The organism is Clostridium sartagoforme (assembly GCF_004794105.1).
Lineage (GTDB): Bacteria > Bacillota > Clostridia > Clostridiales > Clostridiaceae > Clostridium > Clostridium sartagoforme_B.
This window is the reverse complement of the sequence record NZ_SRYR01000001.1, coordinates 25,279-41,900: the sequence shown is the minus strand read 5'-3', so window position 1 is coordinate 41,900 and position 16,622 is coordinate 25,279. Positions and strand designations below refer to the sequence as shown.

At 28.3% G+C, this 16,622-nt stretch carries 18 protein-coding genes and 1 riboswitch; of the genes, 4 read left to right on the top strand and 14 right to left on the bottom strand.

What is annotated here, in order from left to right:
* Nucleotides 1-65: 65 nt before the first annotated feature.
* Together E5347_RS00205 and E5347_RS00200 are read right to left on the bottom strand one after the other, a co-directional pair.
* The gene (locus E5347_RS00205; protein WP_136003375.1) at nt 66-1,079 is read right to left on the bottom strand and encodes an acyltransferase family protein; all 1,014 of its coding nucleotides are present in this window, start codon (nt 1,077-1,079) and stop codon (nt 66-68) included.
* Nucleotides 1,067-1,879: an alpha/beta hydrolase gene (locus tag E5347_RS00200; RefSeq protein WP_136003373.1), complete on the bottom strand. Its 813-nt coding sequence runs from the start codon at nt 1,877-1,879 to the stop codon at nt 1,067-1,069. Before E5347_RS00200 ends, E5347_RS00205 begins: the two co-directional genes overlap by 13 nt.
* Before the next feature lie 197 nt (nt 1,880-2,076).
* On the opposite strand from E5347_RS00200, the gene zupT reads away from it, so the two are divergent.
* Nucleotides 2,077-2,853 carry a zinc transporter ZupT gene (gene zupT, locus E5347_RS00195; RefSeq protein ID WP_136003370.1) on the top strand — a complete coding sequence of 259 codons (777 nt, stop codon included), beginning with the start codon at nt 2,077-2,079 and terminating at the stop codon, nt 2,851-2,853.
* A gap of 127 nt (nt 2,854-2,980) precedes the next feature.
* Here the strand turns inward: zupT and E5347_RS00190 are convergent, their stop codons facing one another.
* Both E5347_RS00190 and E5347_RS00185 read right to left on the bottom strand, forming a co-directional pair.
* Nucleotides 2,981-3,601: a DUF4397 domain-containing protein gene (locus E5347_RS00190; RefSeq protein ID WP_136003367.1), complete on the bottom strand. Its 621-nt coding sequence runs from the start codon at nt 3,599-3,601 to the stop codon at nt 2,981-2,983.
* 2 nt (nt 3,602-3,603) lie between these two features.
* Entirely contained in the window at nt 3,604-4,779 is a 1,176-nt protein-coding gene (locus tag E5347_RS00185) for a hypothetical protein (RefSeq protein ID WP_136003363.1), read from the bottom strand.
* Nucleotides 4,780-4,917: 138 nt separating this feature from the next.
* On the opposite strand from E5347_RS00185, the gene E5347_RS00180 reads away from it, so the two are divergent.
* Entirely contained in the window at nt 4,918-6,204 is a 1,287-nt protein-coding gene (locus tag E5347_RS00180; protein WP_136003361.1) for an aminotransferase class V-fold PLP-dependent enzyme, read from the top strand.
* A gap of 67 nt (nt 6,205-6,271) precedes the next feature.
* Here E5347_RS00180 and trmB read toward each other — a convergent pair whose 3' ends face one another.
* The 3 genes from trmB to yeiL all read right to left on the bottom strand — a co-directional run bounded on the left by trmB (nt 6,272) and on the right by yeiL (nt 8,628).
* On the bottom strand, nt 6,272-6,925 hold the full coding sequence (gene trmB, locus E5347_RS00175) for a tRNA (guanosine(46)-N7)-methyltransferase TrmB (protein WP_136003359.1): 654 nt from the start codon (nt 6,923-6,925) through the stop codon (nt 6,272-6,274).
* Between the two features lie 251 nt (nt 6,926-7,176).
* The gene (locus tag E5347_RS00170; RefSeq protein WP_136003357.1) at nt 7,177-7,824 is read right to left on the bottom strand and encodes a hypothetical protein; all 648 of its coding nucleotides are present in this window, start codon (nt 7,822-7,824) and stop codon (nt 7,177-7,179) included.
* Between the two features lie 117 nt (nt 7,825-7,941).
* Nucleotides 7,942-8,628 (bottom strand): transcriptional regulator YeiL, encoded by a 687-nt coding sequence (gene yeiL, locus E5347_RS00165; RefSeq protein WP_136003355.1) that lies wholly within the window; start codon nt 8,626-8,628, stop codon nt 7,942-7,944.
* Nucleotides 8,629-8,744: 116 nt separating this feature from the next.
* Between yeiL and E5347_RS00160 the strand changes: the two genes are divergently transcribed.
* Both E5347_RS00160 and E5347_RS00155 read left to right on the top strand, forming a co-directional pair.
* Complete coding sequence (locus E5347_RS00160) at nt 8,745-9,167, top strand: DMT family transporter (protein ID WP_136003350.1); 423 nt, start codon at nt 8,745-8,747, stop codon at nt 9,165-9,167.
* An 11-nt stretch (nt 9,168-9,178) separates the two neighbouring features.
* On the top strand, nt 9,179-9,652 hold the full coding sequence (locus E5347_RS00155; RefSeq protein WP_136003347.1) for a DMT family transporter: 474 nt from the start codon (nt 9,179-9,181) through the stop codon (nt 9,650-9,652).
* Nucleotides 9,653-9,716: 64 nt separating this feature from the next.
* On the opposite strand, the gene E5347_RS00150 is transcribed toward E5347_RS00155, so the two are convergent.
* The 7 genes from E5347_RS00150 to E5347_RS00120 form a co-directional block, all read right to left on the bottom strand.
* Nucleotides 9,717-10,265 (bottom strand): NADH peroxidase, encoded by a 549-nt coding sequence (locus tag E5347_RS00150; protein WP_136003345.1) that lies wholly within the window; start codon nt 10,263-10,265, stop codon nt 9,717-9,719.
* 179 nt (nt 10,266-10,444) lie between these two features.
* The gene (locus E5347_RS00145; RefSeq protein ID WP_136003343.1) at nt 10,445-11,152 is read right to left on the bottom strand and encodes a phosphatase PAP2 family protein; all 708 of its coding nucleotides are present in this window, start codon (nt 11,150-11,152) and stop codon (nt 10,445-10,447) included.
* A gap of 208 nt (nt 11,153-11,360) precedes the next feature.
* Complete coding sequence (locus E5347_RS00140; protein WP_136003341.1) at nt 11,361-12,851, bottom strand: cobyric acid synthase; 1,491 nt, start codon at nt 12,849-12,851, stop codon at nt 11,361-11,363.
* The gene (locus E5347_RS00135) at nt 12,844-13,509 is read right to left on the bottom strand and encodes a diphthine--ammonia ligase (RefSeq protein WP_136003338.1); all 666 of its coding nucleotides are present in this window, start codon (nt 13,507-13,509) and stop codon (nt 12,844-12,846) included. Before E5347_RS00135 ends, E5347_RS00140 begins: the two co-directional genes overlap by 8 nt.
* 15 nt (nt 13,510-13,524) lie before the next feature.
* Nucleotides 13,525-14,280, bottom strand: a complete 756-nt coding sequence (locus tag E5347_RS00130) for an ABC transporter ATP-binding protein (protein WP_136003336.1) — start codon at nt 14,278-14,280, stop codon at nt 13,525-13,527.
* An 8-nt stretch (nt 14,281-14,288) separates the two neighbouring features.
* Nucleotides 14,289-15,323, bottom strand: a complete 1,035-nt coding sequence (locus E5347_RS00125) for a FecCD family ABC transporter permease (RefSeq protein WP_136003333.1) — start codon at nt 15,321-15,323, stop codon at nt 14,289-14,291.
* On the bottom strand, nt 15,310-16,227 hold the full coding sequence (locus tag E5347_RS00120; protein WP_136003331.1) for an ABC transporter substrate-binding protein: 918 nt from the start codon (nt 16,225-16,227) through the stop codon (nt 15,310-15,312). The genes E5347_RS00125 and E5347_RS00120 overlap by 14 nt, the downstream gene beginning before the upstream one ends.
* Nucleotides 16,228-16,410: 183 nt before the next feature.
* Nucleotides 16,411-16,586, bottom strand: a riboswitch (cobalamin riboswitch).
* Between the last annotated feature and the right edge of the window lie 36 nt (nt 16,587-16,622).

Sequence of the window (16,622 nt, the reverse complement as noted above, 5' to 3'; positions counted from 1 at the left end):
CTATACTGCTGTATATACACTAGTATAGTACTAAGATTGATATTTGTAAATATTTTTCTTCCATTTTAATTTCTTTTAAACCATTTATAGGACTTTTTCCCTGTATCTATCCCCTTATTTACAGGATAAAATATACCTTCATAAACCTTATTCACTCTTTTTCTAGATAAAATATAAATAATTAAAACTGGACTTAATAGTATTAAAATATTTTGAATTATACCCATATTCCATTTAGGTATAAAAAAATATACAAGCATAACTAAATAAATGTGAAATACATATACATTCATTGTTGCCTTACCAATATTAGAATATCTTTGCTTTTTATTAGGTACTAGCATTATTACACAAGCACCAAATAAAATTGATGAAATATATAAGATTCCTCTATATAGTAATCCATTAAATAATCCAACCTCTAATGAACTAAATGAATAAGAATTATACAGAAATTTATAATCGACTATATTGTAATTAACTACAAATATAGCTATAAATAAAAATAATGCTATTCCTATAAAAGCAAATAATTTATTAATACTTTTAAGTTTCTCAAAATGCTCTTCCTTAGTGTAATAACCTAAAAGAAAGAAAGGTAAAAATACTATAGTTCTAGATATAGATAAGTATCCATTTACTGCAGGGATTACTCCTACTATAATACCTACTATAAAACTTATTAATACTATATTCTTTATCTTAACTATGTATTTTAAAATGATTCTCCAAAAGAATAGACTTAATAAATACCATAAGGTCCATCCTGGATACATAACTGTAAACATGGCCTTTTTAGTGCCTATATAAACTGCCGTATACCAAATCATATTAAAAATAATATAAGGAATTAAAAGATTTTTCACGGCCTTTCTTTTCATCTTATAAAAGTTCTTAGAAAGATATCCTGAAATAAATATAAATAATGGCATATGAAAAATATATATAAAGATATATAAAGTCATTAGCACCTTTGAATCCTTTATGTAGTACTCAATTGTATGTCCAAACACTACAAAAAATATTAAAATAACCTTTAAATTGTCTAATAAATAATTTCTTTCTTTTATTTCTTGCATACTGTTTCTATAAAATCTAAAACTATCTTAGATTCCTTTTCTCCTTTATTAATAAATAAAGACATAATATCTGAATGATGTCTTCCTTTTATAGTAACTAGTCTAGCATTATCCCCATATTCATTAACCTTATCTACAAAAGCAATAGAGTTATCTATATCAATTAGCTGATCCTTTGTTCCATGAATACACATAACCTTTGTATTAACTTCTGAGTTGACTAAATCAATAGGATTCCAGTAATCCTTATTATCCCCAATATAATACTCTATTAGTTCTATTGACCTTTTAGTAGTACATTTATTAAAATCAAGTACTCCAGCAAAAGTAATTAATCCTTTTATCTGATCTTTATTAATACCATACTCAACTTGCTTATTTAAGTTATATACTAAATTACAAGCAAGTTCTCCTCCTGCTGAAAATCCCATAACAATAATATCCTTTATACTACTTTCATTACTAATGAAAGTCTTTAAAGCTTCAAATACATCATTTATTTGAGTTGGATATTTATATAGAGGTACAAGTCTATAACCAACCATTACAACATTATATCCAAGTTTATTAAAAAAACTCCCTATATAACTTGAAGTCTTTGGACTACCGTGCCACCATCCACCCCCGTGAATAAATACTATAGTTGCTTTATTCTCTTTTCCTCTAAAAAATCTATAATACTGCTTTATACTATCCCCATATTTAATAGTTTCAAAATTTCTATTCTTAGAATTAATTATCATTCCCTTTGTAATTAAAGGAATCATATTAATCTTTTCCTCTATCTTGTAAGCTATCATATTACCCTCCAATCCTATATAAAGGTTCTTTCTTATATTATTAAATATCCTATTTTAATCTTCCTCTTATATTATTAACTACCTTATTCTAATCTCTTTCTTATCTTATAAAATTTCCTCTTTTTTGCATAGTATTTTTTAAAAACAATATATTTAATAATAGCTAAAAATAAAAGCGAAAGGAGAAAAAACTAATTATGAGATCCTTAATTCCATTAATCATGTCATTAATTGCTGGATTATCTACAGTAATAGGAGCCTTTATATTGTTTCTATCTAAAGAAAAAAATAATAGATTAATAACTTTCTCCCTTGCTTATTCTGCTGGAGTTATGATTACAGTATCTTTTACTGATTTATTTGCTTCTGCTGAAGAAGTATTAACAAAAGCTCATGGAAGTTTAAAAGGAATTATTTTATCTTGTCTATTCTTATTAATAGGAAGCTTACTCGCATACTTAATAGATGAATTTATCCCTGATGACCCTAAAGGATCAATTAACAGATATACAAATTCTAATGAAAAACTTTATAGAGTTGGTTTAGTATCAATGATAGCCTTAATAATACATAACTTTCCCGAAGGAGTTGCAACTTTTATCTCTGGATATCAAAACACTTCCCTAGGTATTTATGTGACATTAGCCATAGCCCTTCATAATATTCCTGAAGGTATAACTATTGCAATGCCAATATACTATTCTACAAGAAGCAAAAAACAAGCCTTTAAATACACACTTTACTCTGGTCTTGCTGAACCACTAGGAGCATTAGTAGCATTTCTATTTTTAAGACCTTATATTAGTGAAGTAATTTTAGCTATTACCTTTGCCTTGGTAGCTGGAATAATGCTTTATATAGCCTTTGTAGAATTAATACCAACAGCAAGAATATATAAGCATAATAAAGTTTACCTATTTTCAATATTCTTAGGGATTTTAACAATTGTAGTTAGTCATATGTATTCCCACTAAATTTCTCTTAAGCTATTATTACAATAATTAGGGGTTGCCATAAGGCAACCCCATCTCTATTTTGATAGATACTGTCACACAGACAGCCACTACTTCTATTTTTCTAATCTCTAAGCAATAAACTATTCTAAGAATCTCTTCCATCTTCCACTAATAAATATCCTATTCCAGGTTTCTTATTTAATAATCCAATTATATATATTGTATAGAATTTTCCATTCTCCAATTTTTTATCACTTATAAACTTAAATAATCCACTTGCAGAAGCAAAGCTTACCTTAAAATTATAAATAGCTGGTGATAAAGGATAATATCCTGTTGTCTCTAAATACTCTACATTTCCAAAAAGGCTTACATCATTTGGTAATCCTAAAGTTATAAGAGGTGAATTAGGTGATAAATGAATAAATCTTAAGAAACAACTTAATAGATCACCTTTTACATTTGCATCATTTAGTATAAGTGTATCTATTCTTCCACTTAAGGAAACTATATTTACTGTGGAATTTGTATTGGGTAATATATTGATCTGCTTTGTATACAAAGGACTATCATATGTCCCTGAATTATATATTTGTAGCTCAAAATCCCCAGTTGCTATAATTTCATAACAACTAATATCAGAAAAACTTAGGTTCCTCCCATATAATTCTCCACTTAAATATATATCTACTGCTTGAGCAAAAGGATTAGCATGAAGAAACCTTATTTTGCTCTGTAAATTAGGTAAGTTTTGACGAAATAACATATTTACTCACCTCTCTTATAAGTAGTGTTTTCTAAAGTACTTTTTATTATTTTATTGATTGCCAAATTATAAATAGGTTCTGGCATATTATATGCCTTGAAAATATTTATAATATCTTCATCATTCTTAATAATATTAAAAATCTCATCTATCTCTTCAAGTAAGTTATAGCTTTCTCCCCTAAAGAAATTTGAATGAGTAGTATCTTCATTTAATTCTCTTAACAGCTTCATGTGAATTAAGTTTATTTCAAAATCTTCATAGTCAAGATTTTCATGACTATATCCATCAACAATAGCATCATTATCAGGGTTTATACTTAAGTTATTTGTATTACTTACAGTCTTTAAAGTACTTACAGTATTTACAGCACTTAAATTACTATTTAATGTATTCTCTCTTTCTGAATCCTTATTTTTGCATCCCCCTGCATTATTATAAGAAAATAATTCTTCTCCTGGAGTCTCTGATGGATATTCCAAATCAAAACTAGCATCTTCACTTAACTGCTTTTCTTGTAAACTCATAGGACTGGCATTAGATGAATTGCTCATATTATTTGGATTCATCATATTAGGATTCATATTGTTTGGATTCATGTTACTCTGGTTCATATTACTTTGATTCATCATATTGGGATTCATATTGTTTGGATTCATGTTACTCTGATTCATCATATTGGGATTCATATAATTCTGGTTCATATTGTTTTGATTCATCATATTGGGATTCATATTATTTGGGTTCATATTGCTTTGATTCATCATATTTGGATTCATATTATTCTGGTTCATATTGTTTTGATTCATCATATTAGGATTCATATTATTCTGGTTCATATTGTTTGAATTAGTGTTAGGATTATTCATTTGTTGCTCAAGCATTTGGTTATTATTAAATTGCCCATCAAGAACCTGTTGCATTGGATTTCCCATTTTCATCTCATTTCTTGGCAAGTAATCTAGGGTTCTAAATGATCTCACCTCTAAATTTGAATTATCTACAGGAACTGATAAACCCATAATAAAATTATTAGATATGTTACTTAAAGTTGGCGCGCTAGTATCTATTTCTGGATACCAACTAGAGTCTTTATTCTTAAATGGTTCTCTAATATTTAAAGGTACAAATTTTAAATCATTATCTTCTTGTTGACCATTTGAATTTTCTGAATACATCTACTTCCTCCCAAAAATATTTCACTATAAGTATATGTTATATATTTATATATGTTCTCTTAAATCTTAATATAACTATAGCTTTGTTGAATCACCATATTAATAACCCTTGAATAATATATCTAGGGAGGTTTTTTAATGGAGGATTTAAAGATTATAGATTATAGAAATTTATTTATAGGCCTTGATAAAAAGGTTCCTATTCTTAGTGATAAAGAAATTGTTCCAATTAACTTTGACAATGCTGCTACTACTCCGGTATTTAAAAGCGTTCTAAAAGAAATAACAAAAGCCTGCGAGTTATATGGAGCTATTGGACGAGGACTTGGACAGAAATCTGAGTATTCTACTAAATTATTTCTTGACTCAAGAAACTATATTTTAAAATTTTTTAATGGATCTCATGATAAATATACTGTTATTTTTGTCAGTAATACAACTGAAGGAATAAATAGATTATCTAATATATTAATTGAGAGGGCTGAAGATATAATAATAACTACTCGAATGGAACATCATTCTAATGATTTGCCCTGGAGAGAAAAATGCAACTTAAAATATATAGAAGTAGATAGTCTTGGTAGATTGAAATTAGATGAATTAGAAGATTTGCTAGAAAGATATAATGGCTTAGTTAAATATGTCTCTCTTACAGCGGCATCAAATGTAACAGGATATATAAATGATATAAATTATATATGCAATCTTGTTCATAAATATAATGCTAAATTAATAGTCGATGGAGCTCAAATAGTAGCTCATAAGAAGATAGATTTAACTGTAACCCCTATAGATTATCTAGTTTTTTCTGCTCATAAAATATATGCTCCTTTTGGGAGTGGAGCAATAATAGGTTTAAAAGATGAATTTCAAAGATTAAATTCTGATTTTAAGGGAGGAGGTACTGTAGAAGCAGTATTAGATAGTTCACAAATATATTTATTACCTCCTGAAAAAGATGAAGCTGGTAGTCCGAACTTCTTTGGAGCTATTGCATTAGTTCAATCCCTTAAAGAACTAGAAAAAATAGGATTTGATACTATAGAGAAAAATGAACAAATTCTATTAAATCATGCCATATGTGGATTAAAATCTATTAATAATATTATATCCTATGGTGATAATGATAATATTTCAGATAGGCTTGGAATAGCTGTTTTTAATATAAAAGATATATATCATGCGGAAGTTGCAAGACTTCTAGCAAGCCTTAGGGCAATTGCTGTAAGGCAAGGTGCCTTTTGTGCACATCCATATGTAAAAAGACTTTTAGGTTTATCTGAAGATGAATCAAGTAGATATTTAGTAGATTCTACTTGTACTATGCCTGGAATGGTTAGGGTTAGCTTTGGTCTATATAACTCTATTGATGAAATAGATGTTTTCTTAAACACCCTAGAATTAATTTGTAAATTAAGATATTAAAGTTTAATATAATGAAAATTGATGATGAATATACTAAAGTAGTAAATCACATCATCAATCTTCATTTCTATTTTCTTGCAATTAAAAATTTAATTTTTATCCCTTGCTCACTAAACATATTTTCATGTTCAGTTCTTACATTTCCTTTAACATCACTATTATGTAAATCATAAGTAATATATTCTATGTTAAGACCTGCCTCTTTAAAATATTCTAAAGATTCTTCAAATAAATTATCATCATCAGTCTTAAAATAAATTTCTCCATTTTCAGTTAAGAAAGTCTTATACTTTTCTAATTGTTTAGTAAAAGTTAATCTTCTCTTTTTATGTCTTTCCTTTGGCCAAGGATTACAGAAATTTATATATATTCTGCTAACAATATCATCTTTGCTAAATACATCTTCTATTAATCCTATTTCTTGAGCCATAAGTTTTAAATTGTTGACTTCTTGATCTTTTTCTTTATAAGCTTTTTCTATATTTCTTTTAGCTAATACTAAAACCTCATCTTTTATATCTATAGCTATATAATTGATATCTTTATTTTCAGAACCATGAACAGCTATAAATGTACCCTTTCCACAGCCTAACTCTAGATATATTGGATTATCATTATTAAAAGATTCTCTCCATTTACCTTTATTTTCACTTGGATTTATAATAAAGAAATTACAGGCTTCTAGTTCTGGTCTAGCCCATGGCTTTTTTCTTAGTCTCATATTCTTCACTCCATTTATTTTAATTCATAACAATTATACAAATTAATATTAAATATATCAAATATAAAATTAAAAACAAGAATGTGATGATGCACAATTGACAATTAAGAATTAAAGAAAAAAACTCCCTAAGGAGTTTTGAAATTAACTTATTTTTAGTAAGCTTCAATAAATTACATCAGCAATTCTACATTTTTATTTATCAATTTTTAATTAGACTATCTTACGATAGCTAATGCTTCTATAGCTTACTATTTTTTAGTTACTTTAATTTTGAAGATTGTAGCTTCCTTGTATTTAGAAACTTCATCTTTATAAGTATCTAAATTAATAGCTGCCTTTTCATTATCATCTTCATTAAATTTAACGAATGCTGCTAAGGCTTGCTCTTCATCTAAATCTTTTCCAGATTGATCTACTAAAGTCCTTGAATCAAAATCTATAGCTTCATCATTAAATTTACTTACCTTATAAGATGGATTTTTGCTATCCTCACTATTTTCTCTATCTATTTCAGCAATAGATATTATAGACTTATCAGCTTCTCCATCATTCAGTTTTGCAACATTAAATATAATATGCATTATTGAGTCCTTAGCAATAGTTTCTGTAGTGTATTTACTTATTTCTTTCTCTTCCACTAATTCACCCATTGAATACTTTTCTTTATATAAAGTTACTTCATACTCCGAGTCAACTGGTAAAACTACTGAAGTTACTGAGCTCTTATCTCCACCATAATTAGATGCTTCTAATAAAAGTTCCACTACACCTTGTGTTGCTTGATTTACTATTTTAACGTCTCCCTCTGGTAGTTTCATGCCTCCACTAGTACATCCAACTAAACCTACTGTTAAAGCCATAGCTGCTACCATAGTTATAATTCTCTTCTTTTTCATATGTATACCTCACTTTTCAATACATTCTATAGAATTTTTTTACAACTTATCCTTTATAATTATATCATATGTAAAAATTTTAAATATATAAATTCTATGAATTCTATGTTAATTAATTTACCTATATATATCTGCTGCTAACTCTTCTAACTTATTATAATCTACTATTAAGTATGAATCTTCCTTTCTAAAAAGAATCCCCTTTTCACATAACTTATTTAATGTTCTATGTAAGTGTCTATAGCTTGCACCTAAAAGTTCTGAAATAATAGTAAGAGTTTCATCAAATCTAAACTCTTTATCATATTTATTGACACCAATAGAAATAATATAACTTGCCAATCTATTTTCCAAAGGATACAGTAAATTAATAGTTGAATTTTTAGAAGATCTCTTAAGCTTTTCCCCTAAGGAATTACATAAGAAATTTAATAACTTTATATCTTTATCATAATTATTTTTTAAAAATTTCACTGGTATTCCTAAGCAAACACATGATTCAATTGATTCTACATTGCAAGCAGCTATATCATTAGTAATTAACTCCATATCTCCAAGGGTATCTAACTCCTTATAGAAATCTAACAATAACAACCTACCATTTTTAAGTGTCATATAAACCTTAGCTTTACCTTCAACAAAGAACATTAGATGGGTTATTTCCTCCCCCTCTTGAATTATAAGTTCTCTTTTATCAAAAAATAATAACTCTATATTTTCTTTAATATTGCTACTAAACAAATTATCTATATTATGAGTATTAATATATTTATTTAATAAATCTAAATCCTTAACTTTATACATATCTACTCCTAAAAATCTCTTGATAGTTTTATTACCTCTTCCTATTATGACATATGTCCTAATAGAATTTCATTTATTTATGATAAATTGTTTTTAAAAGATTATGGAGGAATTATATGTACAATATTTTATCTTTATTTACTGGGTTTTTAATAACAATGATGATCAGTTTTAATAGCCTTTTATCTAGTTATATTGGCAACTACTCATCTACACTTCTAATTCATATTGTTGGGTTAAGTATCTTACTTTTAGTACTTATTATAAAAAAATATAAACTTAGCTTTTCTAAAAATATTCCAATATTTTTGTATAGTGCAGGAATAATAGGAGTTTTTACAGTTTTGTTCAATAATTTAAGTTTTAGTGCAATAGGCGCATCTTTAACAATATCCCTTGGTCTTCTTGGGCAAACTCTCTCATCACTTCTTATAGATAGCTTTGGACTAATGAAAATGAAAAAGGTTCCCTTCCAGAAGAAAAAAATATTTGGATTATCTTTAATAATCTTAGGAATAGTTGTCATGGCTATTTATTAAAAGGAGGATTTATGTTTTATTTTTACGTTTTATTAGCAATAATGGCTGGTGTATCAGTTGTGATATCAAGAATTTACAACTCAAGAATAGCAGAAGAAATAGGCACCTTCCAAGGAACATTTATAAATTATGTAACTGGATTAATATCAGCCTTCTTACTCTTTATAATAACTAAAGACTATATAAATATTAACCCTGAATCCTATTCAAATATACCATTTTATGCATATTTAGGAGGAGGAATAGGAATTTTAGTTGTTATGCTATCAAATTATACAACTCCAAAGGTATCATCATTTTATTTATCATTGATAGTTTTCTTGGGACAACTCTCTATTGGTATTTTAATAGATTATTACTCTTATAACACAGTTTCTATGGGGAAATTAATTGGTGGATTATTAATTTTATTAGGATTGTCTTATAATATTTTAATAGATAAAAGTATTGATTCAAAAAATAAGTTAATAGATGAAACACTTTAAAATTATACTTTTAAATAAAAAAGACTTAGCACAATTGTGCTAAGTCTTTTTTATTATATAAATTCTAGTTTTGTCCGAAATATCTATCTAATAATCCCTTGAATGCTTGTCCATGTCTAGCTTCATCTTTACACATTTCATGAACTGTATCATGTACTGCATCTAAGTTTAATTCCTTAGCTAATGTAGCTAAATCTTTTTTACCTTGGCAAGCTCCGTGCTCTGCATCAACTCTAGCTTGTAAGTTAGCTTTTGTATCAGCAACAACAACTTCTCCTATAAGTTCAGCAAACTTAGCAGCATGTTCTGCTTCTTCAAATGCTATTCTCTTATAAGCTTCTGCAACTTCTGGGAATCCTTCTCTATCAGCTTGTCTTGACATTGCTAAGTACATTCCAACTTCTGTACATTCTCCAATAAAGTTAGCTTGTAATCCTTCCATAATTCTTGGATCTACATCCTTAGCAACTCCTACTCTATGTTCATCAGCCCATGCTAAATCTGCTGATTGCTCAACAAACTTATCAGCTCCTACTTTACATACTGGACATTGTGCTGGTGGCATATCCCCTTCATGAACGTATCCACATACTGTACAAACAAATTTCTTCATTTTAAACTCCTCCTAATTTCCACATTTATTATATAATTTATTTTTTCGATGTTTTTATTATATAATAATTATTATTAGTTGTAAATAGTTTTCAAGAAAAATTTATTTCTTTTTTGTGAACAAATAGTAAAGATTCTGGTATATCACAATAATAAATAGAAAAACTCCAGTATATTTCTTTAACTAATAGTAATATCTCGTCCTTTTTTTATCTTATCAATAGCTTTATATGGTAACTCTAATATCTGCTTAATATACTTACCCTCTATTTTATTTATTATTAGTACTACTACTTCCCCTAAGGCTATAGCCATAACCCCATCTAAAATAAAGTGTTGTTTAATAAATAAAGTAGATAGCATTATCAATATTCCACTAATATTTGTATACCAAAACCATGATTTATTATCTTTTAATTTAGTAAAACGCATAATTATATAAGTGTTTAAAACATGAATTGATGGGAAACAGTTAAGAGGCCTATCATTTTCATAAATTATATTAACTAACCTATTTGGAATAGTAGTATTTGCAATTACTGGTCTTGATATCTCTACTGGGTAAAAGTAATAAAATAAATAACAAATACACATAGCAACATATATTGCTAATAAAGTTCTTCCATACCTCTCTCTATCTTTAGATAAAATAAAAACTAGACCTAATAAAATAAAAATATACCAATAAACATAAGGGAAAACAAATACTGATATGAAAGGTATTTCTTTATCTAATTCTAAAGCAAGGCTAGTCCCACTTTCGGCTAAATATCCAGCCAATAAATAGTTTATATTAATTATTGGCATGACTAATAACCAAGTTAAGTCCATCCATTTTACATCTTGTAAGTTATATTTAAAAATAAAGTTCTTAACAATATTACTCAATATAAATCCCTCCAGCCAATCTGGTAAATATAATCTGTATATTTATATTTTACTTAATAGGAAATAAATTGCTATACCATTATGTTATTATTAAGATATTTATAAGAGAATCTTTAGATATTTATCCAATAGTCACCATAAATAATACTCCTATCTTCTCAAAGTGGGAGTTAAGCACTGCTGCAGGACTGGATTAGTTCTTCTAAGCTTACTTTATTATTTCCTCTACTTTTTCCATATCAATGTTTTCTTTAAGTAGATTAGATAACTTATCTAACTCTCTTAATTTATACTCTTTATAGGAAATTATCTCCTCTTCTATATTATTAATATTCTTTTTAGATAATAAGTATTTTAAAATTTCTCTTAAAAACTCTTCATTATCAAATATTCCATGGAGATATGTTCCTAATACAGTTCCTTTATCATTTACTAAACCTGCAACTTCTCCGGTATCTAGGATAATAAAAGGTATCTCATTACCCTCAATAGACGTTACACCATTGTGAATTTCATATCCTTGAACCTCTATATCATTGTAATTAATTATATTATTGCAGGAGGCTATTCCTTTAACCTGCTTTGTTCTTTTTTCTTTAATAAAAGATGTTTTAGTATTTAAAAACTTAAATCCTTCTTCACTTTTATTCTCTCCTTCAATAAATAAAGGATCTTCTATAAATTTACCAAGCATTTGATATCCACCACAGATACCAAATACTAGAGTTCCCTTTTGCTCTAATTCTATAATTTTATTAAATATTCCTTTTTCCTTAATTATCTTTAAATCATGAATAGTATTCTTACTTCCAGGTAATATAATTAAATCTGGCGAACCTATCTCAGTTACTTCTTCTACATACCTTAAATTTATAGTCTTTAATCTACTTAAAGCATTAAAATCTGTAAAGTTGGACATGGATGCAAGCTTAATAACAGCTATATCTATTATGGCTTCTTTATTCTTACTTCCATTAAATCTTTCTGTAACACTATCTTCATCTTCTATATGGATATCAAAGTAGGGCATAACCCCTAAAACAGGTATATTGATTATATCTTCTAGCTGCTTCATAGCTGGCTTAAAGCTTTCAATATTTCCTCTAAACTTATTTATTATTACGCCTTTTACTCTACTTCTTTCTTTTTCTTCAAGTAGCATTATAGTTCCTACTATAGAAGCAAAGACTCCTCCCCTATCTATATCTGCTACTAAGATAACAGGAGAATTACTTGCTTCAGCCATAGACATATTAGCAATATCATTGTCTCTTAAATTAATCTCAGCACAGCTGCCAGAACCTTCTAAAACAATTAAATCAAAGTTCTTTCCTTCCTTATAATATATATCCTTAACTACTTCTTTTAACTCCCTATTTAAATCCTTATACTTGTAAGCATCCATATTACATTTAACTCTTCCATTAACTATAACTTGAGTCTTATTGTTACCACTTGGTTTAAGTAATACAGGGTTCATCCAAGCTTCTGGATCTATTTCACATGCTTCTGCTTGAACTACTTGAGCTCTTCCCATTTCAAGCCCATCTTTAGTTACATAGGAATTTAAAGAAATATTTAAAGCCTTAAAGGGTGCAACTTTTAATCCCTTATTTTTAAAATATCTACAAAAAGCTGCAGCTATTGTACTTTTACCAACAGATGAAGCAGTTCCAAGCAGCATAATACTCTTACTCATTAACTACACCTACAATATCTAAAAATCCATATTTTTCATTTGTTATTATTCCATTTTCCTTGAAATTAATTGGAAAAGTAAAAAGTGGACCATCAAAAGCAAAGGTATGGTATTCACCATTTTCTCCACACGGATCTGAACCTGCTTTAACTATATCCTTTACTACTTCCCTAGTTAATTGCTTTCCTAGAAAATCAGTTGATAAAACATCTAATCTTACATTTTTTATTACTGTTTTAAATCCAGTATCAATAAATTCATAAGTTAAACCTTCTCTTGATTCCTGCCATAGTGGGAATATAGCTTCAATTCCTGCATAATCACATCTGTCAGTACACCAAACTCTATGTGCTTCTAAGTCTATATCTCCAAAAACACAAGCTTCAGCTCCAAGTTCATCACGAGCTTTTAATAATGCTTTATGAAAGGCATCTTTATATTCTTCTCCTTCACATTTTACTAATAATAAAGGAATATCTAATGATTTTGAAACCATATTTAATAATTCTTCAGGCACTCCATGAAACCATGATCTAAGGACTTTCTTATCAACAGTAATAAGTAATGCTACAGGTTTATGACCTTCTTTTATCATTCTATATAATGCTAATGTACTATCTTTTCCACAGCTATATGACATTACAAATTTTTTACTCATCTTCATTCCTCCTTTTTACTTCCACTTTTCTAAAGTAGTAACCATAAATTCTTTAATATCTATACCATATACTTCTTCTAAATCTTTGCTATTTAAAACCTCTCTTGTAACTCCAACATTAACTACCTTACCTTCTTTAAGCATTAAAGCTCTTTCTCCAAAACTTTGAACTAAGTTTAAGTCATGAAGAACTGCAACTACTATTTTATTATTATCTTTTGCCCATTTTTTTAAGTAATGTAGTATTTCTATTTGATATCTTAAGTCTAAATGATTAGTCGGTTCATCTAGAAGTATTACTTCAGGCGATTGCGCAAAGGCTCTTGCTAGAAAAACCCTTTGTAGTTGTCCCCCTGAAAGCTCACTTATAAGCTTATCTTTAATATCATAAAGCCCTACCATTTCCAAACTATTATGTATTATTTCTTTGTCCTCTTTACTTAACTTTGAAAAAACTCCTTTTAAATGTGCATATCTTCCTAAAGCTACAGTATCATAGATGCTATATGGAAATAATATATTTGTACTTTGCGTCATTAATGCAACCTTAGTTGCAAGATCTCTTCTTTTTAAGTCCTTTATATTTTTCCCATCTAAAATAATATCTCCCTTATAAGAAATTAAATTAGATATAGCCTTTAATAATGTACTTTTACCACATCCATTAGGTCCTACTATACAGATATTTTCTCCTCTTTTTACATCAAAGCTTATATCTTTAACTACATCTACATTATTGTATCCACAAAAAATATTTTTAAGTTCTAACATTTAATCACCTACTTTGATCTTTTAAAGTATAGATATGCAAAAAATGGTGCACCTATCATAGCTGTAACTGCTCCAACTGGTAACTCTGAAGGAACTATAATAGTCCTAGATATTAAATCAGTTATAACCATTAAGCATCCACCAAAAACAACAGACATAGGTATAACATAACTATGTTTAGAACCAAAAATCTTTCTTACCACATGAGGTGCAATTAAATCAACAAATCCTATAGTTCCACTTATCGCTACCGCTGCTCCAGTTAACACTGCTACAAAAAGAAATAAAGACTTCTTCACTTTTTCGGCATCAACTCCTATAGATTTTGCTTGTTCCTCACCAAAGGTTAAAACATCCATTTCACGTACAAAAGCCATAACTCCAATTATTCCAACTAAGAAAAATGGAACTCCAGCTTTTAAATAACTCCAACCTTTCATAGAAAATGAACCCATTTGCCACATAGTTATAGCTTCAATATTCTTAGTAAATAGTGCGGTTATTGTAGTTAATGCTGCATTAAAGAATAGTGAAAATACCATACCAGTTAATATAATAGTTGTATTTGAAAGTTCTTTATCAACCTTACTTGAAAATGCTATTACAATTACCATAGTTAATAAACTACATATAAATCCAACTAAAGGTAGTGAAAAATTACCAAGGAACGGGATAGATATTCCTGATACTATTAATAAACCAACCCCTAGTGATGCTCCTGATGACACTCCTAGTGTATAGGGTGAAGCTAATGGATTTTTTAATATAGATTGAACTACTGCACCACTTGCAGCAAGTGCTCCGCCTACAGTAAATGCTAATAATACTCTAGGTAATCTTATACTCCATATAATTGAAACATCCTTCGCCTCAATTCCTTGTAGTAAATTAGTATTAAATATCTTATGAGATATTATTGAAATAATATCTATAATGCTAATATTGGAACTCCCTATGGAAGTTCCAATACATATTACTAAAAATACCACAACGAATGATAGTATCATCATTGTTTTATTTTTCTTATCTTTATTTATACTCATTTGGATAAACAGCCTTAGCCATTTCCTTTAAAGCTTTTACTACATATTGAGAAGGTCTTGCAGAAGCATTTTTATCTACTCCATAAACATTTCCTTCTTTTATAGCAGTAACGCTATCCCATCCATCACGGCTCTTAATATCATCTACAGCTGTTACTCCATTTATATCTGGAACATTAGTTAATATTACATCTGGATTTGCATCTATTACTGATTCAGGAGTAGGTGAAATCCATGCATCTTCATTAGCAAATATGTTTTCTGCTCCAATTATTTGAATCATTTCATTTAAGAATGTTCCATTACCAAAACTAAATAATGTTGGACCAGATCCTATTTCAAAATAAACCTTTTTCTTATCAGTTATTTTTTCACCAATAGCTCTAATATCCTCAATATCTTTTTTCATATTATCTACAATTTCTTTGCCTTTTTTCTCAGTCTTTGTTATCTCAGCCATAAATTCAATATCGCCATATATTCCATCTATGCTATCACTACTTGGAATATATACTACTGGAATACCTGCTTCTTTTACTAATTGGAATGGATCATTATCTCCAACCTTATTATGACCTGAAGCTATTATAATATCTGGTTCAAGACCAATTATTGTTTCTGCATCAGGATTTCTAAAGTCTATTTGTGGTATTTCAGTATTAATTCCTTCAACATCTGAAGAATACTTGTCTATAGCCACTAGCTTATCTGAAAGCCCAAGAGCTACTAATACCTCAGTATTAGATGGTGCAGTTGATATAATTTTTTCGATTTTATTAGGTAAAGTAAATTCATTACCTTCCCTGTCTGTCATAGTTTTTGTAGTTTCTGTGCATCCAACAAATAATGCAATTGCAAATACCATGGATAATACTACAGCAAGAATTTTACTTCTCTTTTTCATGAATAAGTCCTCCTAATTATTTTATTAGGGTAATTTTGCAAAGTATTGCAAAATAAAAAAAGCATACTAAGAGTATGCCCAAAATACTTATCAAATAATTTCAAATTATAACTTATAAATAAAACATTATAACTATAACTCAAAACTATAACAGTATCCCCATTATCCTACCCTCAGAGGATAACAGTATTCCCAAAAAAGGTAGGTCTCCCGGCTCTATTTCATCCTACTTTCTAACCTTCCCGCTACTTTGCAGTGGTATGTTATAGATTTCGTCCATATTACGGTTACTGGGGTAGCTTAGGCTTTTACCTAATTCCCTATTAAGCTTATAAAGCACCTTTAATAGTTATATAGTTAAAATATCAACTTGAATTATATTATTAATGAGATAT

Bases quoted from the DNA above. Each gene is read 5' to 3' on its own strand.
- E5347_RS00205 (WP_136003375.1), bottom strand. From the start codon at position 1,079: ATGCAAGAAATAAAAGAAAGAAATTATTTATTAGACAATTTAAAGGTT.
- E5347_RS00200 (WP_136003373.1), bottom strand. From the start codon at position 1,879: ATGATAGCTTACAAGATAGAGGAAAAGATTAATATGATTCCTTTAATT.
- zupT (WP_136003370.1), top strand. From the start codon at position 2,077: ATGAGATCCTTAATTCCATTAATCATGTCATTAATTGCTGGATTATCT.
- E5347_RS00190 (WP_136003367.1), bottom strand. From the start codon at position 3,601: ATGTTATTTCGTCAAAACTTACCTAATTTACAGAGCAAAATAAGGTTT.
- E5347_RS00185 (WP_136003363.1), bottom strand. From the start codon at position 4,779: ATGTATTCAGAAAATTCAAATGGTCAACAAGAAGATAATGATTTAAAA.
- E5347_RS00180 (WP_136003361.1), top strand. From the start codon at position 4,918: ATGGAGGATTTAAAGATTATAGATTATAGAAATTTATTTATAGGCCTT.
- trmB (WP_136003359.1), bottom strand. From the start codon at position 6,925: ATGAGACTAAGAAAAAAGCCATGGGCTAGACCAGAACTAGAAGCCTGT.
- E5347_RS00170 (WP_136003357.1), bottom strand. From the start codon at position 7,824: ATGAAAAAGAAGAGAATTATAACTATGGTAGCAGCTATGGCTTTAACA.
- yeiL (WP_136003355.1), bottom strand. From the start codon at position 8,628: ATGTATAAAGTTAAGGATTTAGATTTATTAAATAAATATATTAATACT.
- E5347_RS00160 (WP_136003350.1), top strand. From the start codon at position 8,745: ATGTACAATATTTTATCTTTATTTACTGGGTTTTTAATAACAATGATG.
- E5347_RS00155 (WP_136003347.1), top strand. From the start codon at position 9,179: ATGTTTTATTTTTACGTTTTATTAGCAATAATGGCTGGTGTATCAGTT.
- E5347_RS00150 (WP_136003345.1), bottom strand. From the start codon at position 10,265: ATGAAGAAATTTGTTTGTACAGTATGTGGATACGTTCATGAAGGGGAT.
- E5347_RS00140 (WP_136003341.1), bottom strand. From the start codon at position 12,851: ATGAGTAAGAGTATTATGCTGCTTGGAACTGCTTCATCTGTTGGTAAA.
- E5347_RS00135 (WP_136003338.1), bottom strand. From the start codon at position 13,509: ATGAGTAAAAAATTTGTAATGTCATATAGCTGTGGAAAAGATAGTACA.
- E5347_RS00130 (WP_136003336.1), bottom strand. From the start codon at position 14,280: ATGTTAGAACTTAAAAATATTTTTTGTGGATACAATAATGTAGATGTA.
- E5347_RS00125 (WP_136003333.1), bottom strand. From the start codon at position 15,323: ATGAGTATAAATAAAGATAAGAAAAATAAAACAATGATGATACTATCA.
- E5347_RS00120 (WP_136003331.1), bottom strand. From the start codon at position 16,227: ATGAAAAAGAGAAGTAAAATTCTTGCTGTAGTATTATCCATGGTATTT.